Source organism: Solibacillus sp. FSL K6-1126 (assembly GCF_038003445.1).
In the GTDB taxonomy this organism is placed as follows: Bacteria; Bacillota; Bacilli; order Bacillales_A; family Planococcaceae; genus Solibacillus; species Solibacillus silvestris.
Genome location: NZ_JBBOPD010000001.1, coordinates 2,059,937 through 2,082,004 on the forward strand (window position 1 = coordinate 2,059,937; position 22,068 = coordinate 2,082,004).

Genomic DNA, 22,068 nt, shown 5'->3' on the forward strand with positions numbered 1-22,068 from the left:
GCGTACGATTAGGTAGTAAATAGAACGTTTGTTTGTATTTTTGGAGGGGATTACATTTGGTAAAAAACCAAACCGGTATTTCGTATAATGAAGATGCCATTCAAGTATTAGAAGGTTTAGAAGCCGTACGCAAAAGACCAGGGATGTATATTGGTTCTACAGATAGTCGAGGTCTTCACCACTTAGTGTATGAAATTGTAGACAATGCAGTGGATGAAGCGCTTGCTGGATATGGAAATCATATCATCGTGAAGATTCATGAAGATAACAGTATTAGCGTGCGTGACCATGGTCGTGGTATGCCAACAGGTATGCATAAAATGGGTAAACCAACCCCGGAAATTATTTTCACCGTCCTTCATGCAGGCGGAAAGTTTGGACAAGGCGGCTATAAAACAAGTGGTGGTTTACATGGTGTTGGTTCATCTGTTGTAAACGCCTTATCATCATTTTTGGAAGTAACGATTTACCGTGATAACCAAATTTATCGCCAGCGCTTTGAGCAAGGCGGGAAACCGGCGACATCGCTTGATATGATCGGGAAAACGAAGGAAACAGGAACACTCGTACATTTCCTGCCGGATCCATCGATTTTTTCTGTCGTTAAATATAATTATGATACATTGGCAGAGCGCTTACGTGAATCTGCATTTTTATTAAAAGGATTAAAAATTGAACTAATCGATGCCCGTGGAGAAGGACAGCATGAAATTTTCTATTATGAAAACGGGATTGAAGCGTTCGTCACATACTTAAACGAAGAAAAAGACGTATTACATCCGGTTAAATATGTAGAAGGAACAATTCAAGAAATTGAAGTGGAGTTCGCACTGCAATTTAACGACGGCTATTCCGAAACGATTTTATCGTTCGTCAACAATGTTCGTACTCGTGATGGGGGTACACATGAAACAGGTGCCAAAACAGCTCTGACACGTGTATTTAATGAATATGCCCGCAAAATCGGGTTACTGAAAGAAAAAGATAAAAATCTGGAAGGTACCGATATTCGTGAAGGCCTGACAGCAATTGTTTCTGTACGTATTCCTGAAAATCTGCTGCAATTTGAAGGTCAGACAAAAGGAAAGCTTGGTACATCTGAAGCTCGTTCAGCCGTTGATACCGTTGTTTCAGAACAATTAATGTATGTGCTTGAAGAAAATGCCGAGCTGTCGGCTTCTTTAGTGCGTAAAGCAATTCGTGCCCAACAAGTGCGTGAAGCAGCACGTAAAGCACGTGATGATGCCCGTAATGGAAAAAAGAAAAAATCAAGTACTCTTCTGTCTGGTAAGTTGACACCTGCACAGTCGAAAAATGCTTCAAGAAATGAATTATACCTAGTAGAGGGTGATTCTGCGGGTGGTTCGGCTAAGCAAGGTCGTGACCGGACGTTCCAGGCGATTTTGCCATTGCGCGGTAAAGTCATCAATACCGAAAAGGCAAAACTGCAGGACATTATGAAAAATGAAGAAATCGCAACGATTATCCATACGATCGGTGCCGGTGTCGGAGCTGATTTTTCGGTGGAAGATGCCGCTTACGATAAAGTTGTCATCATGACCGATGCCGATACAGATGGTGCTCACATCCAAGTATTATTGCTGACATTCTTCTACCGTTATATGCGTCCGCTCATCGAAGCAGGAAAAGTATATATTGCGTTGCCGCCTCTTTATAAAGTATCAAAAGGATCCGGCAAAAAGCAGGAGCTTATGTATGCTTGGACAGAACAGGAGCTGAGTGCAGCTACGAAAAAAATCGGCAAAGGCTATATTATTCAGCGCTATAAAGGGTTAGGTGAGATGAATGCCGACCAGCTTTGGGATACAACGATGAATCCCGAAACACGTACATTAATCCGCGTTAAAATTGAAGATGGTGCTCGTGCAGAACGTCGTATTACAACATTGATGGGCGATAAAGTAGAGCCCCGCCGTAAATGGATTGAATCAAACGTCAACTTCGGCATGGAAGAGGATGCAAGCATTTTAGAAAATGAATTCATCCAGCATGAGGAGGTTAACGAATAATGAGTTTTGTAGAAAAATTTCAAGATTTGCCATTAGAAGAAGTAATGGGTGACCGTTTTGGTCGCTATTCCAAATATATTATTCAAGACCGTGCATTACCGGATACACGTGACGGGCTAAAACCTGTTCAGCGTCGTATATTGTATGCGATGTTCCATGAAGGTAATACTTTTGACAAACCGTTCCGTAAATCGGCAAAAACAGTCGGAAATGTAATCGGTAACTATCACCCGCACGGAGATACTTCGGTGTATGATGCAATGGTCCGTATGAGTCAGGACTGGAAAAGCCGTCATATGCTGGTAGAAATGCATGGTAACAACGGTTCTGTCGATGGGGACCCGCCAGCCGCAATGCGTTATACGGAAGCGCGTCTATCGGCAATTGCCGCTGAACTGTTACGTGATATTAACAAAAATACAGTAGAATTTGTCCCGAACTTTGATGATCAGGATATGGAACCTACTGTCTTGCCATCTCGATTCCCAAATCTGTTAGTTAACGGCGCAACAGGGATTTCGGCTGGTTATGCGACGGATATTCCGCCACATAATTTGCAGGAAGCACTTGATGCGGTTTTAATGCGTCTGGATAACAAAAACTGTACAGTCGATGAACTGATGACCGTTATTAAAGGTCCCGATTTTCCGACAGGCGGTATTATTCAAGGTGTTGACGGCATTAAAAAAGCGTACGAAACAGGAAAAGGGAAAATTATTGTCCGTTCACGCACAGAAATTGAACAGCTAAAAGGCAATAAAGAGCAAATTATCATTACAGAAATTCCATTTGAAGTAAATAAGGCCAACATGATTCGTAAAATGGATGAGTTGCGTGTAAATGACCGCCGTTTAGACGGCATTTCCGAAATTCGCGATGAATCGGACCGTAATGGTTTACGAATTGTTGTGGAGCTGAAAAAAGATGTACCTGCACAAGGGATTTTAAACTTTCTATTAAAATCAACAGATTTGCAAGTTTCGTATAACTTCAATATGATTGCGATTCATAACCGTCGTCCGATGATGATGACACTGCCACTCATGTTGGATGCGTACATTGATCACCAAAAGGAAATTGTGCGCCGCAGATCCCAGTATGACTTGACGCGTGCAGAAGATCGCTTACATATCGTTGAAGGTCTTATGAAGGCCTTATCTATTTTAGATGAAGTGATTGAAACAATCCGTGCTTCAAAAGATAAACGTGATGCGAAAAATAATATTATCGAGAAATTCGGCTTTTCGGAAGAACAGGCAGAAGCGATTGTTAGCCTTCAACTTTACCGGTTAACGAATACCGATATTACGCAACTGCAAAAAGAACAAGATGAGTTACATGAGCTTGTTGTGAAACTGAAAGCCATTTTAGAGGATGAAAAGAAATTGATCCGTGTTATTAAATCTGAATTGAACGACATTAAAAAACGCTTTACAGTACCTCGTCTTTCAACAATCGAAGCAGAAATCGAAGAGATTAAAGTAACGCGTGATGTATTGGTGCCGAGTGAAGAAGTTGTCGTAACCGTGACAAAGGACGGCTATGTAAAACGGACAAGCCTTCGTTCACACAGCGCTTCAAACGGCAAAGATTTTGCGATGAAAGATTCCGATTACTTGCTGTACGAAGCTAACTTAAATACGCAGCATCATTTACTCCTGTTTACGAGTAAAGGGCACTACATTTACCAGCCGGTCCATGAGCTGCCTGATATTCGCTGGAAAGATCTCGGACAGCATATTTCAAGTATTGTGCCAATCGATTCTAACGAAGAAATTATCGAAGTCATCGGTATTGAAACGTTCGATAAGCCGAATGTGTATGTATTTACCGCTACAAAAGAGGGGCAAATTAAGCGTTCGGCACTCGCCGATTATATCGTCACTCGTTATTCGAAACCGATTAAGACAATGAATTTAAAAGGTGAGGACGAGATGATTTTTGCCCGCCTTGTTACAGATCAGGAAGAAGTATTGCTTTCTACGAACACGAGCTATACAATTCGTTTCCCTATGGAAGATCTTCCGGTAACAGGGGTAAAAACGGCAGGAGTTAAAGGAATTATTGTTAAAGAGGGCGAGTATCTTGCGGCTGTTGCATTGTTAAAACCGGATCAGGAACAAGAGCTCGTTATCGTAACACAGCGCGGTGCCGTCAAACGAATGCTATTATCGGAACTTGAACTTGGCAACCGTGCAAAACGCGGCGTCGTCATTTTAAAAGAGTTAAAATCGAACCCGCACCGAATTTTTACAATTTTAGTTGTCAACTTTAGAAATACGTTTACTATTGAGACAGAAAAAGGCATACAGGAAACGATCTCTGTGACATCCTTAACGAGAGCGGATCGTTATTCAAACGGTTCACTGCGGATTGATACAGAAGGCGATGGGGCAATTAGCCGCGCCTATGTGGAGAAGACAGAGTAAGGATTCATGTATATTAGCCGGAATCTAAACATAAGATAAAAGTAATTCATTGACATGAAAGGCATACTTTCATACAATGAAGTTAGTAAGATTCATGCGTGATGGATCTACAGTAGTACAGAGCGGTTGGGTGGCCCCCAATCGCTTTTTTATTTACCCTTTTTGATTGTTGAAATTAAAAACACCACCTAGATGGCGAGTCTAAGTGGTGAAAATAAATTTTTTACAGCATCATTCGGAAAAAACGATAAATTGTATCGACTAGACGAAAAAGATCAGTCACATAGCGAAAAATGGCGAGTTTTTCGTTACGCTTTTTTTCCGAAACAGCCTTAGCCTTTTCTTTGCGTGATGGATAAGACACAGTAGTACACCTCCTTTACAAAAGGAGTCAGCTGGATGCTGCTTTTCTATTGTACCATGAAATATTGAAGAGAATATTACTGTTTTTAATAGAAAATTGCATAAAAAAAGCGTCAAAATCCGGCAAGAAATTCTGCGGATTTTGACGCTTTTTTTATTACGGAAGTTTTTACATAAGTCCACTTTTGTAGTTGGTAAGAGGATACTTTTTTGGTTTAACGCGCCGACCGTAAAACCCACCTATAAATGTAAATCATTCTTTCATGTAAACTGGACGACATGCTGGACGTTTTAGGAAGCTAAGAACACCCACTAGTGTCAACCCGTATGTATCACCAATTCAGCTAGCTCCCTTTACATCTTTCCGATCTGTTCAGAAAACATAGCCATGGTCAATTGGTGCTATTCGTTTTTAAAAATAACCGCTGTAATCATATTCGGTAAGTTATATATATATAATAACGGTTGGCTACTTAATAAGTATTTATACCCATTGGTTATAAAAACGATATAAATTTATATTGATTCAAATGACTTATTACACTCGAATTTTAGTAGGTTTAATGATATAGTTTTTAAGTTGCAAATACTATCTTGAGTTGTGTTTTAAAGTCGATATTATAGGTCAAATGGGAATTTAATTTTTTGGTGAGAAATCAGCCGGAAAGTTACTAATATAGTAACTTACATATGTATCAGATTAAAGGCAACTCAAAATAAAAAATGAGGAGTTTATTATGTTCAAAAATATGACGTTCTTTAAACGGAGCATGCTATCAACGGTTTCAGGGATTATACTGATTAGCATTTTTTTAATTGGAGTCAGTTATTTTATCCAAGGTAGCCTTTTAAAGGATCAGTTAAGAAGCCAAACAAAAGCCATTTCAGAATCATGGTATGAGCAAATGGAAGGCTCGGATATTGCAGACTTAACGAAAAACCCGGATATCACAAGTAAAACACATGTGGAATATACAGATATGTTCGATAAAATGAGCGAATACAATCCTTCTGTATCACATGGTTATATTTTTGGTACTGAATTAAGCGGTGCGAATGGTAATGAAACATCATTAATTTCTTTTGATTCAGAATTATGGGAAGCCTTCTCTTCTGAGGGGATGGTCGTTGGTGATATGTATGAACAACCGGGCTTAGTAGTAGAGGGACTTAAAAAGTTAAAGGAATCCAATGAACCGCAATTTACTGAAGTATACAGTGATGATTTTGGTACATGGTTAACATTTATGTATCCAATCTTTGATAGCAATAATGAGCTGTTTGCTTATTATGCAATTGATGTAGATGCATCTAGTATCAATAAAGGCCAAATGGATTTATTAAAAATGTCGCTTCTTGTTTTAGCGGTATTACTTGTTCTATTTATTTTAGCTCAGTATTTTGTTATCAAAAAGCAATTAAAGCCACTGCAATTCCTATTGGTTGGTATTAATAAAGCAAGCAATGGTGACTTGAAATCAGATTTACCAGAAGGTACAGATGAATTAGGTACAGTCAACGCGAGCTTCAACAACATGATCGGATCCCTGAATAACACGGTAAGCGGGGTAAGTGATTCAGCATCCAGCCTGAAAGCAGGTGCTATGGACTTAGAAAGTTCGTTCAAAGCGACGTACGAATCATCGGAAAAAATTACGAACTCAGTAAACAGCATGCAAGTAACTTTAAAAGGCCAAGAAACCTCAATTGAAGAAGCAGCCTTTTCTATGGAGGATATGTCTAAGCAAGTACAGGATATTGCAACAAACGTGTCTGATGTTTATAGATATTCTGAGGAAGTAATGTCATTTACTGAAAACGGCAAAGAGTTAACAGATAAAGTTTCAAATCAAATGGAATCCATTAATGTGGATGTTGAGGAATCGAATAGAACGATTCAAACTTTAGTACAACTATCTGACGAAATCGGCTCTATTTTAACTGTAATTAATTCAATTTCAAGTAATACAAATTTACTTGCATTAAACGCAAGTATTGAAGCCGCAAGAGCTGGCGAACATGGTAAAGGGTTTGCGGTAGTGGCTCAAGAAGTTAAACAGCTATCTGAACAATCCGCGCAATCTACAGAAGACATTCGAGAATTAGTGAATCGGGTACGCACATCGGTTCGAGAAACTGAAACGGTAATGTCTAGCATTCAAAAGGAAGTTTCAGCAGGTAAGGAATTAACTGTAGAAACAAGTGAAATGTTTAATAAAATTCTTAATTTCAACAATGATATTTCAGCTAAATTACAATCGGTCTCAGGGTCGGCAGAAGAAATATCAGCAGGTGTAGAAGAAACAACCGCTATGATGGTTACTCTTTCTTCTAATGCCAAAGAAATTTTAGAAGGCTACGAGGGTATTGTTGAAAATATTGAAGATCAACAAACGGCTCTAGGTACAATCGGCGGTATGTCAGAGAAGTTAATTAATACTTCTGAGCACTTGGAAGATATAGTTAGCCAATACAATAAGTAAAAACAAACAGGGGATTCTTCAAAGAATCCCCTGTTCAAAATAAATAACTTTACAGCGGTCAAGGAGAGAAAAACATAATGAATACCATTTTAAAAGAGTTTAAGAGTGTAGTTGCGCGTTTCAGCGATTCAGCAGCTATTAAAGAAGGCCAAAAAACAATTACATATAAAGAACTAAACGAAGAATCAAATAAAATTGCCAACCATTTAAAAGAAAATGGTTTGCAGAAAGGGGAATTTGTCAGCATTTACTTGAAGCGCAGTATGGAAACAGTCATCTCAATCTTAGGGATTATTAAAGCGGGCGGTGTGTATGTACCACTTGATCCTACACATCCGGTAGAGCGTAACAAGTACATTATTAACGATACAAAATCAGCGAACATTATCACAAGCGGAAATCTTTTAAATAGCATCCAAGGGATGGTAACAGAAAATACGAATTTCTTGTTAATGGAGAACCTTAAAAATTTAGAACACGTAAATATCGAGTTCACAGATGATGATATTGACGATTTAGCATATGTTATTTATACTTCCGGAACGACGGGCAACCCGAAAGGAACTTTAATCCGTCAGCGCGGCGTAATTAATTTAATGAACTACATGTTAAAAGAATGGTCGATAACAAATGAAGATATTATTATGCAGTTTGCTACATACAGCTTCGATGCTTCCATTTTAGATACGTTTGCCTCTTTATATAGCGGTGCCACATTATACTTGATTGACGACGCGGAGCGTATGTCAGAAGAAGGTTTTTTATCAGTAATCCAACGTGAGAACATTTCTATTATCCCGGCGATTCCAACCGTATTCTTTAATCGCATTGTAAACTATGTGAACGAGCGAAATTTAGACATTTTCAAAGGTGTAAAAATCGTAGGTGTTGCAGGTGAATTATTAACAGGTGATTTAGCTCGAAAGTTCAAGTCAAGCATCGGGGAACAAATTCGTTTCTTTAATTTATATGGACCAACAGAAACTACAGCGATCGTAACGTGTTATGAAGTGCCAAACAACTTGTCTGAGGCTGTATTTAGTGTGCCGATTGGTGATGATTTACCGGGTACAAAACTTTATGTAGTCAGTGAAGAAGGAAAAGTCTGTGAAACAGATGAAGTAGGAGAACTTTGGATTGCATCGGAAGGGATTTCTTTAGGCTATTTAAATAATAAGGAAAAAACAGAAGAGGCATTTATTAAAAATCCTTTTGACGAGAATATTTATGGCGGAATGCTGTATAAATCAGGCGATTTAGTAAAACGCCTGGCTGACGGTAATATTGAATTTGTTTCTCGAAAAGATACGCAAGTCAAAATTCGCGGCCATCGTATTGAAATCGCTGAAATTGAAACACGAATGAATGAAATTGACGGAATTAATGATGCAGTAGTCGTCGTTGAAGTTATAGACGGCGAAAAAACATTAAAAGGGTTCTTCACATCGGATGAAGAGTTATCGTTCAATTCTATTGTTGAAAATTTAAAAGTAACATTACCAAGCTATATGATTCCATCGAAACTTAAACAAATCAAGGATATTCCTTTTGCGCCTACTGGTAAAGCAGACCGTAAAAAGTTAGAGCTGCTTGAAGCAGATCCAGTCGTATTGCTTAAAACAGGTGAGATTGTAGAACCGCGAAATGAGATTGAAGCAGATATTTTAGCTGCATGGAAAGCCGTTTTGGAATTAGAAAACATCGGTGTAACGGATGATTTATTTGATATTGGTGGTCACTCATTAAAAATTATTGCGATTTTATCAAAATTAAAAGCAAAATATAGCACAATTTCTATTAAAGATTTCTTCGATTTAAAAACAGTTGAAAATTTAGCTGCTAAGGTGCAAGCCGATGCGATGTTAGGTGCTCGTGAGTTTAAAAAGGAATTTACCCAGCTTACTGAATATCCGAAAATGGCTGTTACTGAAAGATTACCTGAAGTTGAAACAGTGCTTGTAACGGGTGCTACCGGCTTCCTTGGCAGTCACATTGCCGACAAGCTTGTACAGGAAGGAAAAAGAGTGATTTTGCTTGTACGTGGAGAAGATGCAGTTAAGCGTGTAAGCGATACAGTGAAATATTTCTTCAACAAAGAGGTTTCTTCTAATATCCTTGTATTAAAAGGTGATTTAACTGAAAAGTATTTAGGATTAAAAGAAGAAGAATTTAAGGACTTAGCAACACGCATTGATGCTATTATTCATAGTGCGGCTGATGTACGTCACTTTGGGGATCGAGAGCATTTCGAAAAAATAAATGTACAAGGTACGCAAAATATCTTTGAATTAGTAAATGTAAACCCAGCAATCGTATTCCACCATATTTCGACTGTTGGTGTTGTTGAAGATTTACTGGCAGAAGGAAAATGGGGTTTATTAGAAGGGACTACTGAAATGCCAGAAGGTTTATCCGTAGAAAGTGTGTACACGGATACTAAGATGATTGCGGAAAAGTGGATATTAGACAAGGCTAAAGAAAACAAACAAGTTTTTGTTTACCGTATGGGGAATTTAGTAGGTCGTTATAGTGATGGGAAATTCCAAAGCAATATTGACGCAAATGCCTTTTACCGTATGTTAAAACTAATGATTCTAGGCAAGAAGGCTCCGAAAGTATTATGGAAAGTGGATTTCACACCAATTGACTTTGCAAGCGAAGTAGTTGTAAATTCCGTACTTAAAACAGATAATTCTCAGCGAGTGTATCATGTAAGCCATCCAAACCCAATTACCTTTGAAGAATTGATCGCCGTTTTAAATGAACTAGACTTCGATATTACAATGATTGAACAAGAAGATTACAACGCCTATATTCTAAGTGACGAAATGAGCGAGGAAGTTAAAAACTTAGCGGTTGCTCAACTTGACGGTGACGGTGCAAACGATTCAAACGCTGTCTATGACAGCAATAACACGATGCAGGTACTCGAGCTTACAAACATTCCTGTATTGAATAAAGAGTACATCGGTAAATTAATCAACCATGCTATTGCAGTCGGATTTATTAAAGAAACAGTTATGGCTTAAATGTAGGCGTGGGGGCTATCAACTGCTTATAACTAAATGATTGGAGCACCGATTTTTATGTCTTTTCTAACATGAAATCGGTGCTTTTTTTCTAAAATGGAGAACATTTCTTTTATGTGTTTATATACACTATATTGTAGGGGCCATGGCCTACTTTTTTTATTGGAGTGAAGCGAGTGCTTGAATATTTATATTATTGAAGATTGGAAAAATAACGTGAATACTGATGAGCCTAAAGGTAATTGGGCATCAAACCTTATTGAGAGTACATTTAATATTCGAATTCGAAAAGATGAAAGGGGCAAGCCTTATATAATCGGTGAAGAAAAATTTATCAATTGGAGCCATACAGAACGGTTTTTAGTAGTTGCAATCAGTACAATCGGGAATATTGGGATCGATGCGGAACATTTGATAATCCCTTATGAGGAATCATTATACGGTTGGATTTTACATGAACAGGAAAAAACCAAATTGAACGCGGGCACTCTGTTTTCAGAGATTTGGACGAGGAAAGAAGCGATTTTAAAATATACAGGCGAGGGCATTCATGAAAATATGTGTGAATTAAATAGCTATGCTCTTGATTACAATATTTCTTCATTTACATATAACAACCTTTCGATGAGCGTGTGTTATGAAGATTGTTCAGACGTTTTGAAATTATATACGAGTGCTCAATAATCCTTAATCATTTGTAGTAAATAGTAGATATATAAAGAAATCAGCCTCTAACAGTGTTAGAGGCTGATTCGTTTATCCTCAACTCGTCAAAGTAAGGAAGGTTATTTTAGTGAGAAATGTCTTGTACAGAAATACCTGTTTGAGCTTTTACTTCAACTTCACGGTATTTCAGATCATTTCTTTCTTTAGAAATTAATGTACCGATAAATCCGCCTAAGAAGCCAAGAGGTACAGAAATTAATGCCGGGTTCGTTAACATAATTAACGGTTCACCAACAAAGATTGCTTTACCTTCCACCGGATTCCATACGTTTGGAGATACGGCAACTAAAATTAATGCAGAGATTAAACCTGTTAACATTGCTGTAACCGCACCTGATGTGTTGAAACGTTTCCAGTAGATTGTGTAGATAATTACCGGTAAGTTTGCTGATGCCGCAATACAGAATGCTAATGATACTAAGAATGCTACGTTTAATGTTTGAGCACCTAAAGCTAATAGAATTGAAACAATTGAGATAATAATTGAACCGATACGAGCTGCTTTAACCGCTTCTTTTTCAGTAACTTTACCTTTTTTAATAATTTGACCGTAAATATCATGTGATAGGGCAGATGCACCTGAAAGCACTAAACCTGCTACTACCGCTAAGATTGTCGCGAATGCTACCGCACACACGAATGAGAATAGAATGTCGCCACCAAGCGCTTGCGCTAAAAGTGGGGCAGCCATGTTACCTGCCGGGTTCGCCGCTACGATTTCGTCTTTACCAACGAATGCTGCTGCACCGAAACCAAGGAAAATTGTTAATACATAGAATAAACCAACAATCCAAGTAGCCCAAATTACTGAAGAACGAGCTGTTTGTGCGTCTTTTACTGTGAAGAAACGCATTAGGATGTGTGGAAGACCTGCTGTACCAAGTACTAACGCCATCAGCATTGAAATTGTATCAATACCATTTGTATAACGTAAACCTGGATTTAAGTAAGCTTCACCATGCTCAGTTACCGTAGTCATTTGAGTAAACATAGTAGCGATAGAGAAGTCGAATTTTGCTAATACTAAGAATGAAATAATAACAGTACCTAACATTAATAGACATGCTTTAATGATCTGTACCCAAGATGTTGCTGTCATACCACCGAATAATACGTAAATTGTCATCATGACACCAACTAAAAGTACCGCCATCCAGTATTCAATACCTAACAGTAATTGAATAAGGGCACCTGCACCTACAAGCTGGGCAATCATGTAGAACAATACAATTGTAATCGTAGATAATGCTGCTGTACCACGAACTTTTGCTTTATCGAAACGAGCTGTAATCATGTCCGCCAATGTGAAACGGCCTAAGTTACGTAATGGCTCTGCTACGATATATAAAACTACTAAATAGGCTACAAGGTAACCGATCGAGAAGAAGAATCCATCGAAACCGAATAATGCAATCGAACCGGCGATACCTAAGAATGATGCTGCTGATAGATAGTCACCAGCAATCGCCAGACCATTTTGCCAGCCCGTTAAACCACCGCCAGCTGTATAGAAGTCTGATGCACTAGATGTACGTTTAGACGCCCACCAAGTAATGACTAAAGTTAAACCTACGATTGCTACGAAGAAGAATATCGCTGTAAAACTCATTTGCTTTTACCTCCTTCATATTCCGCAATAATTGCTCTCGCTTCTGCGTCATATTTATTAGCACGTGCTACATAGAAGTGAGCTAATCCCCAAGTCATTATGAATAAACCTGCAGAATAGAGCCAAACCCATGTAATATCACCAATCGCTTTTTGATGTAAGATTTCTGTAAACGAAGTTAAGATTGGTAATAACATATAAAGTACTAAAAAAATTGCGGTAATCGACCATAAAAATGAATTCTTTTTTCTTGCAAGTTGCCTGAAAGATTGCTGCGATGCAATTCTCTCATAATCAATAATCGGCTTTTGATTATTCCCCATAAACATTCCCCCATTTGTGATAATTATTACTGCTTAATGTACGTAAAATTCTGCTTTTAGGATTTTACATTTTCATTCTATTTTAGCTGTAACAAAATTGCAACACTTTTTAAATAAATTATGGGGAAAAATTTATTGCAAAAATAAGTTTAATAGAGAAAAAATAATACATTAAGGGGAGAATATTAAAATGTTATATTTTGGGTAATTGGTGAAAAGGTATATGTTATATGGGTTTGAAGGGGTCTAAACATTAAAGTATTACAAAAAATCAGAAATTTAATTATAAGAAAATATTATTCATTTCTATAAGTAAAAGTAATATTTAAAAAATAATTTATTTTACAAAAATATGAATTCAGTATATTCAAAAAGTTATATTCATGAAAAAAGTGGTATAAAAAAGCAAAAAACTGTCCGAAAATAGTAAATATTTTCGAGACAGTTTTCTATCATTCTAATCTATTCATCTAATTTACTTTCTTATAATAATTAATGAGAAACATCTTGTACAGAAATACCTGTATGTGCCTTGACGCGGATCTCTTTATAAACACGTTCCGACTCTGCACGTTCCACTTTATGTGCTGTTAATATAGAACCTAAATAACCTGCAAAGAAACTTAAAGGAATTGTAATGATGGCAGGTACTGCTAAGTTCACGAGTGGTTCGCCTACGAAAATCGCATTTCCTGTAGGACTCCAAATGTTAGGGCCTAGCGCACCTAATACAAGACAAGATACTAAACCGGTAACCATTGCTGCAACCGCGCCGTTTGCATTGAATTTCTTCCAATAGATCGTGTAAAGGATAACTGGTAAGTTCGCCGAAGCCCCGATGCAAAATGCAAAGGATACAAGGAATGAAACGTTTAAACTTTGCGCAAATAATGCCAAAATGATAGAAACAATTGCAATGGAAATCGAACCAATTCTAGCTGCTAATACTTGTTGCTTTTCTGTTAATTTCCCGTCTTTAAGAATCTCACCATAAATGTCATGCGAAATCGCTGATGCACCTGTTAATACTAACCCGGATACAACCGCTAATATAGTAGCAAACGCAACCGCACAAATAAATGATAATAAAATATTGCCGCCTAAAAACTCTGCCAACAACGGGGCAGCCGTGTTACCCGCAGCATTTTCTGCGATGATTTTATCAAACCCGACGAAGTGCATTGCACCAAAACCTAAGAAGATTGTCAGCGAGAAGAAAATCGCAGTAATCCATGTTGTCCATGAAATCGATGCACGCGCCGTTTTCGCATCTTTAACCGTAAAGAAACGCATTAAAATATGTGGTAAACCTGATGTACCGAGCACTAATGCAAGCATCATCGAAACCGAATCGATTGTAGATGTATACTTCATACCAGGTACTAAATACTCGTCACCGTAATTTGTGCTAACCGTATCAAACATTTTCACTAAATTAAAATCAAACTTCGAGAATACTAAAAACGCCAATAGTGTTGTACCGAACAATAACAGACCTGCTTTGATAATCTGTACCCAGCTCGTGGCCGTCATTCCTCCGAACAGTACATACGTCGTCATCATGACCCCTACAATTAAAACAGCCATCCAATACTCAATACCGAATAAAAGCTTAATTAACGCGCCGGCACCAACCAATTGGGCAATCATATACAAAATTACAATAATGATTGTGCCTGTAGCAGCTACACCGCGAATCCGTTTTTCATTAAAACGCGCTGTCAGCATATCAGCCAAAGTATAGCGTCCTAAATTACGCATCGGTTCTGCTATTATATATAGTAGAACTAAATTTGCAACGACATATCCGACAGAGAAGAAGAAGCCGTCAAAGCCTGTTAATGCAATCGCTCCGGAAACTCCTAGAAATGCAGCTGCCGATAAGTAGTCACCAGCAATGGCAAACCCATTTTGCCAACCTTTTAAACCACCGCCAGCTGTATAGAAATCACTTGCTGAAGAAGTTCTCCTAGCCGCGATATATGTAACAATCAAGGTTAAACCGACGATACCAATAAAGAAACCTGCTGAAACAAGATTCATCGTTATGCACCTGCCTTTTCATATTCTTGTAAAACGGCAGCTGCAGCTTTATCAAATTTTGATGCCATTTTTACATAGAGTGTACATAAAATAATGGTCATAATGAATAGGGCAAGCGAGTAAACCCATACCCACGTAATATTACCGACAGCTTTCTGTTGTAACACAGAAGTAAATGCCAGGATCGGTAATAAGAGGTAAAATGTCAAAAATGTTATAGTTATTCCGAATAAAAATGTGTTTTTCTTCTTTACAAACTGATTAAATGTTTCCATGCGATCGATTTTATCATAGTTAATGCCATCGCATTTCGCTGAGATTTTGTTATCTAATTGACTCAACGGAATTCCCCCTTATGAAAAATTATTCTGTTTTAAACGGCATATTACGCTTTGGACCCGTTAATAGTACTCATTGTAAGAGGGTGGAGAATATAATGCAATAACATTTTTTCTGAAAACTTGGAATGTTTAAAAAGGGAATGAAGTAGAATTATCAAGTTTTAAGGAGATAAAATAGAAGAAGTGGTGTTTTAAATTTACAGTAGATTATTATTCAAGAAAATGAAAGTAAAGAAAAACATATTTTAGGTAGAATTTAAATTACATGAAGCACAATATTATATTTCGCTACTAAAAATATTTGTAGTTTTCGCTTTTTTTAAGCAATCCAGCAAATTGTAATATAACACAAAAGTGATAGTAAAAATTTGATATATTTAACATGTAAAAATTTTTATTTAACCTATTGATTTTAATTTGTAGAAAAAATCGATTGTAATTTACAAAAATTGAAAGTTTAATATTAATATTTTGACTATGTGTTAGAAAAAACCCGGGATATTATAAATAAAGAATCAAAAATATATTAAAATGGAGGGACAGCATGTTGAATTTGAATTCGAAACGATTAACTTTTGAACGGTATTCAGATAAGGATCTTGCGCATGTTATTGACCTTGTTTCGGACCCATTTATGATGAAATTTATTGGAAATGGACATACAAAAGATGAACAGTATGCAATTCGTTTAATCGAACGGATGATGGAACAGTACCGTAATTTTGATGATTATGGGTTACATAAATTAATCCAACGTCAAACGGGCGATTTTATCGGTCATGCAGGGCTTGTTGCACAAGTTATTGATGATACATTTGAAATTGAGCTTGGGTACTGGATTAAACGCGCTTACTGGGGACAAGGCTATGGATTTGAAGCAGCTCAGGCATTGGCAAAATACGCAGATGAAGAAATGTGGTTGCACCGTTATATTTCAGCAATACAAGTAGGTAATGAAGGATCTAAAAAGATTGCATTAAAAAACGGAATGCAATTGGAGAAATTAATTGAAATGGACGGGAAAAAGGTTGAAATATATGTTAAGCTCAATTCATTTGAAGAAGACCCAACGGAAGCGTTATAAGAGGAGTATCGACATATTGTGAAAACATATTTTGAAAGCTATGAACAATATAAACGGCAAGGAAATTCAATCAAAACAACAACCATTACAGCGAAACAATTGCTGCCGGCGCTTATTGCCCATATAGAGCGTATGGACAGGCAATTTACGCTGCATATTAACGGCCAGCTGCCTATGCCAATCGATGATTTAATGAAGGAAGCTTTTGACCAGTGCCATTTAGAACAGCCATTTTATACCCAACATTGTGAAAAGCGCAGCTATAAATATCGCCAATTAACGAAAAATCGTATTAAAGTGGAGTTTACGATGCGTTACCGGCTGTCACGTCAGGAAGAAAAATGGATGGTTGATGAAATTCAAGCCATTTTAAAGAAGCGAATTCATGCCGACATGTCGATGTTGCAAAAGGTTTTAATTGTCCATGATTATATTGCTAGAACGTATAGCTATGAACGTCATACAGAAGGTTCGCCGTTTGCTGTATATACGTTTATGAACGAAAAACACGGTGTTTGTATGGCATACGCGCTTTTGTTTGAAAAGATGATGGAAGTTTTGGAGATCCCTTGTTATTATGTGATTGGAAAAGCGGCGGGTGAGGGAACAGAGGGACATGCTTGGAATATGGTGCAAATTGATGGGCATTGGTATCATGTTGACGTGACTTGGGATGATATCGGTTCTATTCCAGGCAGAGAAGTTCGCTATCGCTATTTTTTAGTTGGGGATGAGAAAATGCGTCTTGATCATGAATGGAATGAAAATCATTATCCCATTTGTACGAGTACTAAATTTGAAGCATTTCATCGTTTATATGATGGCTGTATCGTCAATACTAGTGTATATTATCCGCATCCTGGAAATGGTCATTTGTATGAAATGAACTTGGCGAATTATCCATTACAGGCTAAACAGAAACTTCCTGTTAACATTCAATTTTGTTTCTCTATAAATGGATTGTTATATTTCAGGAATGATTCTCATAATCGCTATTTGTATCAATTTGAAATTGCTGCTGAGGAATTGACGCAGTTAAGCGCGGAACCAGTTATACGAATCTATGAAACTGAAACAACATTGGAAGTCTTGTATGCAGATGAAACGACAGATAGTATTCAAAAGTTATTTTCAGCGGATACAGAAAGTGAAGATTCACTAAGAGTTGAAACGGATGAAAATCGCTTGGAAGTCCCGTTAAATACATTTGGGGACAGCTGGGTAGCATCAGTTGAACAACAAGCGGATTGTCAGCCAATGGTGTTTAAAAGCGCGGATGGAATCGAATTGATTGTAGAAGATCGTTGCAAACAATTAACAGTAGATATATATATTAATAGAGGTTTACATATACAAATAACAAGTAAACGAAAAAATGTGGAATTCCATCAGCCGGCACAATTGAAAATGCCAACCGCGTTAATACCAGGCTTGGAGCAGCAGTTAAGTAAACAAAACGCGTTAGAGTATTTTACTGATGAAAATTTTATTTATATACAGCTGTTTAAAAGCGTAACGATCCAACTGAAAAAGTAAGCAAATGACCATAATATATGAATCCGGTTATATTATGGTCATTTCATTAAAAAACGTATTTCGTCTCACTATTATAAGTATACTTTTGAAACGAGACTTAACTTCCTATAATATATATTATGACCGTGTCCCTATTTAATATTCCTATAAGTGGATCACTGTAGACTTCCCTCGATCATTGTACATGCACAAGACTTTCTTGTCTTTGTAATACCATTTGATTAAAAATTGGACGAGACTTTTAAAGTTTAATCAAAAATGCCTCACAAACCCGTAATTTACGGTAAAAAAGAATAATGCATTTTGAAAGAAACTTTGATCAAAATAGATTCTTCTCTTGCATATATAAGTTTCCGTTTTATAAAAAAAGTTTGATCATTTTCTAACTGTTTTGCCCAACCATCGTACCCGATTGTTGTTTTATGGCTCCTGTACAATTTCTTTTATAGCTTCAGCTAAAGCATCCGTAGCTCTAAAAGCCTCTTCCATTGTATTTTCAGTTCCACCAATATTTAATAATACAGACTGCTTTTGAATTTCTTGATTATATGTGTTCCTTGGATTTTCACCTTTCTCAATTACTCCTCTAGATATTCCTGGGTATAGCTTTTCTAATTTTTGATGTAGATGGTTCGCAAACTCTCTGTTTTCTTTATAATTATCACTAATTTTTGATACAACAAGTCCAATTTTTGCATAGTCTTTTCCATCAATATTTACCGTTGTAAACTTTCGTTCTTGGCTGTCTCTATGAATATCTAAAACCATTTCTATGCTCGTATGTTTTTTTAATGTTTCCTGCAAATTTTCCCGCGAAACATTATAAGAATCTTTAAATGTTAAGTTACGTTCTTCTAAGACTGCAAAAATATCAGTATCATCATGGATAGCGAAAATATTTTTTTCTTCCAACGCTTTACTTAATTGCATTCCGACCATAGTAACATTATCCGTCTTACGAAATGCCTCGTTGGGAACCTTTACGTTATATGCCTCTTGATTATGCGATTGATAAATAAACACTAATGGATTATTTTCATTTGTAGCAATAGTTGATAAAGATTTGTCTCCGTGATTACTGAGAACATTTGTAATTACTTCTTTTCCACTGAATAAGAATAACCATGAAAATGCTAATGTGAAAAGTAAAACACCGCTATATATAGCAGAAGTTCTTCTCACTGCCCCTTTTATTTTCATGTTTTCAGCCTTCCTCCTAAGTTTATTTTCAGTTTCTGTAATAAACTCTTTACTTGGATTTTGAGGATAAGCTTTTTTGATCATGTTAAATAGTTCTTTATCATTTTGCATTGGGCAATACCTCCTCAATACCAATATTCATTTTTCTTTTTAAGTCTTTCAAGGCTCTGTGGTAATCCACTTTCACTTTCGGTTCGCTACATTGTAAAATGTCAGCGGTCTCCTTTATGGTAAATTCATTAATGCCGCGAAGTATAACAACCGCTCTAAAATTTGGTTTCAACTTAGAAATGGCATCATGTACAAACTGTTCCATTTCATTAAATTCCACTTCTTCATCAGGCTTCTTACAGTTTGATTCCAATCTTGTGAAGAATCCATCCTTAAAAACGGAGAAAAACTTCTTTTTTCGATAATGATCAACTGCTACATGTTTGGCGATAGAAAATATCCATGTTTTTAGATTGTACTCGCTTTTAAAATGATTTAGATTTTTTAATAATCTAATGAAAACTTCTTGTGTTAAGTCCTCTGCATCATTTTGATTTCCTGTAAAGCAAACTAGAAATCTGAATACGTCTAAATAATAATCATTGTAGACCTCAACAATACTGGACTCTAAGTCGTTTAAATCAATCAAGCTTTTCCTCCTCATTGTATATTCACTAATTATTCGTTTGATCTTGGAAAAAGGTTACAATTATTTGTTTTAAAAATTTAGTAGTAGTAAGAGGGTTATTACACGGTACTCCCTAAGTTCTGGCAAAGATATAAAATAAAACGCCATTCTTCTTTAGAATAGCGCACGATTGTGGAAGACAATATTATATTTATGCCTTTGTTATTTGAATAACAGATTCCCTTTCCATAAGTTATTCAATAATAAATATCATCTATTTACCTTCCAAATCCAATACGTACCAATAACTATTATGTAATTGCATCTGTTGTGTGAAAGCTATTAATAATTCATCATGGTTATACTTTTTGTATCGTTCCTTGTTGTATTGCTTGATTAAATAGACACCAGTATCTGTTGTTATTTTCCACTTTAAGTTTAACCAACCCCGTTTTATTGGTGTAGCGTCAAATATTTTAAATCCAAAATCACGATTACACGTATTTATAAGATCGTTTAATACCATTTCTTCTGTTAATACAACATCCATGTTTCATCACCACGTATTTCTTTTTTATTCTAAGTATTTCAATCAAAGTCAATTTTATTTCATTTTTACTTTTTTATGATGCCACTTTGTTTACGTGTAGTGCAGCCATTATTTTTCTAAATTGCTGAATAACTTTGAATAGGAATTTAGATAAATTTTTGAATATAATCAGCTAGTTCTAAAGGTTTTTGCTTTATCAAATAGTATTCTTCTGCTACCCAATATCGTTCGTTATATTTCTTTAACCTTGCTTCTAAATCTCCAATATATGTATCACGTAGAAGTACACGTTCGTATCTTATTTCTTTAGGGCAATCTAAGAAAACGATGTAATCATAAAAATTTTTCCATTCGTCTCGTAAAAGAAAGATGCCTTCAATTAATACAATGCTATTGCTTGATAAATTAATTGTTTTGATGACATGAGTATCCTCTTGCTTTTGATAAAAAGGCAATTTAAAAGGCGAAACGTTTTGTTGTATTTTTTGATAGAGCTGTTCTTTTAAATATTCGGTATCCCATTGTAATTGATAGTATTCAAACCATTGTTCCTGCCCTGTATCATATCGCTTGTCTCTTTCAACAACAAAGTCATCGATATGAATAATTACCAATTTTTTTAGAATCCCTTTGAGCTGACTTACAAGTGTTGTTTTGCCAGCACCAGATAAGCCATCTAAAGCAATGATATAAGGTCTTGTTTTATTATGTTTTTCGTATCCCTCTTTAATTTGAAGAATCAAGTTATCATATTTATTCATTTAAATTAAATTTCCTTCGCTGTTTTATTTGTACTTTTATTTAAGTTCTTTACTCAAAATTATATTCCCTTTGTATTTTGCATTGAGACAAGATAAATTAATAGAGTGATGTTAGCAATGTTTTGGATTTAATACGCTAATTCAACTGGCTCCCCCAATCTAAGCTCTTAAAAAACCTCCTTCTGAGTTAATTATTTGTCCTGTAATCCATTGTGCCTCTTCACTGGCAAGGAAAGATACTAACCGGGCTGCATCTTCAGGTAATCCAACTCTCCCTGATAAGAACTTACTTGTTAAATGTGTTTTTATCTCATCTGTCATCCAGCCTGTATCGGTAGGACCTGGATTTATTGCGTTTACCGTAATGCCTAATGGTGCCAATTCCGCAGATAAAGAAAGTGTGAAAGCTGATATAGCGCCTTTTGTTGCAACATAAGCTAATTCACCAGTCATCGGTCCAAGTGCTTGTCCAGAAGTCATATTGATAATTCTGCCTTTCAATTTATTTTGTAGCTTTAAGCGACGAGCAAATTCAACACTCAGTATAAAAGTTGCTCTCATATTTACCGCATAATGATCATCAAGTGTTTTTGCATCTAATTTCATATATCCATCTCTGGTTGAGTGTGCGGCATTATTAACTAATATTGTCGGTATGCCCAATTGGTAAGCAACCATTTCCAGTAATTTAAATGGAGAGTTTGGTTCAGATAAGTCTATTTCTAAGTTGCCACATCTAACTCCGTATTCCCCTATTATTTCGTTTTGAAAATTTACTGCCCAATCCACATTTGAAGCCCAATGTGTAAAAAATATATCTGCACCATCTTTTGCTAACATACGACAAACAGCGGTTCCAATTCCTTTGTTATGGCTTGCACCCGTGACTATTGCTATAGAGCCAACTAATTTCATGGTTTCTCCCCCCTTATTTAACAAAAC

The 22,068-nt window shown here is 36.5% G+C and carries 17 protein-coding genes; 7 read left to right on the top strand and 10 right to left on the bottom strand.

The genetic code is table 11. The features are described 5' to 3' along the window. The first annotated feature begins 56 nt into the window (after positions 1 to 56). Both parE and parC read left to right on the top strand, forming a co-directional pair. Positions 57 to 2,030 carry a DNA topoisomerase IV subunit B gene (gene parE, locus MHH44_RS10095; protein ID WP_087617254.1) on the top strand — a complete coding sequence of 658 codons (1,974 nt, stop codon included), beginning with the start codon at positions 57 to 59 and terminating at the stop codon, positions 2,028 to 2,030. Continuing rightward, positions 2,030 to 4,459 (top strand): DNA topoisomerase IV subunit A, encoded by a 2,430-nt coding sequence (gene parC / locus MHH44_RS10100; protein WP_340798481.1) that lies wholly within the window; start codon positions 2,030 to 2,032, stop codon positions 4,457 to 4,459. The genes parE and parC overlap by 1 nt, the downstream gene beginning before the upstream one ends. A gap of 223 nt (positions 4,460 to 4,682) precedes the next feature. Here the strand turns inward: parC and MHH44_RS10105 are convergent, their stop codons facing one another. Next, positions 4,683 to 4,823 (bottom strand): hypothetical protein, encoded by a 141-nt coding sequence (locus MHH44_RS10105; protein ID WP_014823877.1) that lies wholly within the window; start codon positions 4,821 to 4,823, stop codon positions 4,683 to 4,685. A gap of 736 nt (positions 4,824 to 5,559) precedes the next feature. On the opposite strand from MHH44_RS10105, the gene MHH44_RS10110 reads away from it, so the two are divergent. From MHH44_RS10110 to MHH44_RS10120, 3 genes are all read left to right on the top strand, one after another. Beyond that, entirely contained in the window at positions 5,560 to 7,305 is a 1,746-nt protein-coding gene (locus MHH44_RS10110) for a methyl-accepting chemotaxis protein (protein WP_008408780.1), read from the top strand. A gap of 77 nt (positions 7,306 to 7,382) precedes the next feature. Next, entirely contained in the window at positions 7,383 to 10,334 is a 2,952-nt protein-coding gene (locus tag MHH44_RS10115; protein ID WP_340798482.1) for an amino acid adenylation domain-containing protein, read from the top strand. A 180-nt stretch (positions 10,335 to 10,514) separates the two neighbouring features. Continuing rightward, positions 10,515 to 11,018, top strand: a complete 504-nt coding sequence (locus MHH44_RS10120; protein ID WP_008408777.1) for a 4'-phosphopantetheinyl transferase family protein — start codon at positions 10,515 to 10,517, stop codon at positions 11,016 to 11,018. Between the two features lie 106 nt (positions 11,019 to 11,124). Here MHH44_RS10120 and MHH44_RS10125 read toward each other — a convergent pair whose 3' ends face one another. The 4 genes from MHH44_RS10125 to MHH44_RS10140 all read right to left on the bottom strand — a co-directional run bounded on the left by MHH44_RS10125 (position 11,125) and on the right by MHH44_RS10140 (position 15,376). Continuing rightward, a complete protein-coding gene (locus MHH44_RS10125; protein ID WP_008408775.1) occupies positions 11,125 to 12,669 on the bottom strand; it encodes a solute symporter family protein in 1,545 nt (514 codons plus the stop codon). Next, a complete protein-coding gene (locus MHH44_RS10130) occupies positions 12,666 to 12,992 on the bottom strand; it encodes a DUF485 domain-containing protein (RefSeq protein WP_008408773.1) in 327 nt (108 codons plus the stop codon). The genes MHH44_RS10125 and MHH44_RS10130 overlap by 4 nt, the downstream gene beginning before the upstream one ends. A gap of 492 nt (positions 12,993 to 13,484) precedes the next feature. Next, entirely contained in the window at positions 13,485 to 15,035 is a 1,551-nt protein-coding gene (locus tag MHH44_RS10135; RefSeq protein ID WP_008408771.1) for a solute symporter family protein, read from the bottom strand. Between the two features lie 2 nt (positions 15,036 to 15,037). Next, the gene (locus MHH44_RS10140) at positions 15,038 to 15,376 is read right to left on the bottom strand and encodes a DUF485 domain-containing protein (protein WP_008408769.1); all 339 of its coding nucleotides are present in this window, start codon (positions 15,374 to 15,376) and stop codon (positions 15,038 to 15,040) included. A gap of 544 nt (positions 15,377 to 15,920) precedes the next feature. Between MHH44_RS10140 and MHH44_RS10145 the strand changes: the two genes are divergently transcribed. Then, complete coding sequence (locus tag MHH44_RS10145) at positions 15,921 to 16,460, top strand: GNAT family N-acetyltransferase (protein ID WP_340798483.1); 540 nt, start codon at positions 15,921 to 15,923, stop codon at positions 16,458 to 16,460. An 18-nt stretch (positions 16,461 to 16,478) separates the two neighbouring features. Continuing rightward, positions 16,479 to 17,996 carry a transglutaminase domain-containing protein gene (locus MHH44_RS10150; protein WP_340798484.1) on the top strand — a complete coding sequence of 506 codons (1,518 nt, stop codon included), beginning with the start codon at positions 16,479 to 16,481 and terminating at the stop codon, positions 17,994 to 17,996. Positions 17,997 to 18,416: 420 nt separating this feature from the next. On the opposite strand, the gene spoIIP is transcribed toward MHH44_RS10150, so the two are convergent. From spoIIP to MHH44_RS10175, 5 genes are all read right to left on the bottom strand, one after another. Beyond that, a complete protein-coding gene (gene spoIIP / locus MHH44_RS10155) occupies positions 18,417 to 19,307 on the bottom strand; it encodes a stage II sporulation protein P (RefSeq protein WP_087617246.1) in 891 nt (296 codons plus the stop codon). Continuing rightward, the gene (locus tag MHH44_RS10160) at positions 19,297 to 19,836 is read right to left on the bottom strand and encodes an RNA polymerase sigma factor (RefSeq protein WP_340798485.1); all 540 of its coding nucleotides are present in this window, start codon (positions 19,834 to 19,836) and stop codon (positions 19,297 to 19,299) included. The genes spoIIP and MHH44_RS10160 overlap by 11 nt, the downstream gene beginning before the upstream one ends. A gap of 253 nt (positions 19,837 to 20,089) precedes the next feature. Further along, positions 20,090 to 20,365 (bottom strand): hypothetical protein, encoded by a 276-nt coding sequence (locus MHH44_RS10165; RefSeq protein ID WP_445683039.1) that lies wholly within the window; start codon positions 20,363 to 20,365, stop codon positions 20,090 to 20,092. Positions 20,366 to 20,511: 146 nt separating this feature from the next. Further along, positions 20,512 to 21,126, bottom strand: coding sequence for a kinase (locus MHH44_RS10170; RefSeq protein ID WP_340798486.1), 615 nt, complete (start codon positions 21,124 to 21,126; stop codon positions 20,512 to 20,514). 159 nt (positions 21,127 to 21,285) lie between these two features. Next, positions 21,286 to 22,041, bottom strand: coding sequence for an SDR family oxidoreductase (locus MHH44_RS10175; RefSeq protein WP_340798487.1), 756 nt, complete (start codon positions 22,039 to 22,041; stop codon positions 21,286 to 21,288). Positions 22,042 to 22,068: the final 27 nt, after the last annotated feature.

Coding starts and splice junctions, on each gene's coding strand:
- parC (WP_340798481.1), top strand. CDS start 2,030: ATGAGTTTTGTAGAAAAATTTCAAGATTTGCCATTAGAAGAAGTAATG.
- MHH44_RS10110 (WP_008408780.1), top strand. CDS start 5,560: ATGTTCAAAAATATGACGTTCTTTAAACGGAGCATGCTATCAACGGTT.
- MHH44_RS10115 (WP_340798482.1), top strand. CDS start 7,383: ATGAATACCATTTTAAAAGAGTTTAAGAGTGTAGTTGCGCGTTTCAGC.
- MHH44_RS10125 (WP_008408775.1), bottom strand. CDS start 12,669: ATGAGTTTTACAGCGATATTCTTCTTCGTAGCAATCGTAGGTTTAACT.
- MHH44_RS10130 (WP_008408773.1), bottom strand. CDS start 12,992: ATGGGGAATAATCAAAAGCCGATTATTGATTATGAGAGAATTGCATCG.
- MHH44_RS10135 (WP_008408771.1), bottom strand. CDS start 15,035: ATGAATCTTGTTTCAGCAGGTTTCTTTATTGGTATCGTCGGTTTAACC.
- MHH44_RS10145 (WP_340798483.1), top strand. CDS start 15,921: ATGTTGAATTTGAATTCGAAACGATTAACTTTTGAACGGTATTCAGAT.
- spoIIP (WP_087617246.1), bottom strand. CDS start 19,307: ATGCAAAATGATAAAGAACTATTTAACATGATCAAAAAAGCTTATCCT.
- MHH44_RS10165 (WP_445683039.1), bottom strand. CDS start 20,365: ATGGATGTTGTATTAACAGAAGAAATGGTATTAAACGATCTTATAAAT.
- MHH44_RS10170 (WP_340798486.1), bottom strand. CDS start 21,126: ATGAATAAATATGATAACTTGATTCTTCAAATTAAAGAGGGATACGAA.
- MHH44_RS10175 (WP_340798487.1), bottom strand. CDS start 22,041: ATGAAATTAGTTGGCTCTATAGCAATAGTCACGGGTGCAAGCCATAAC.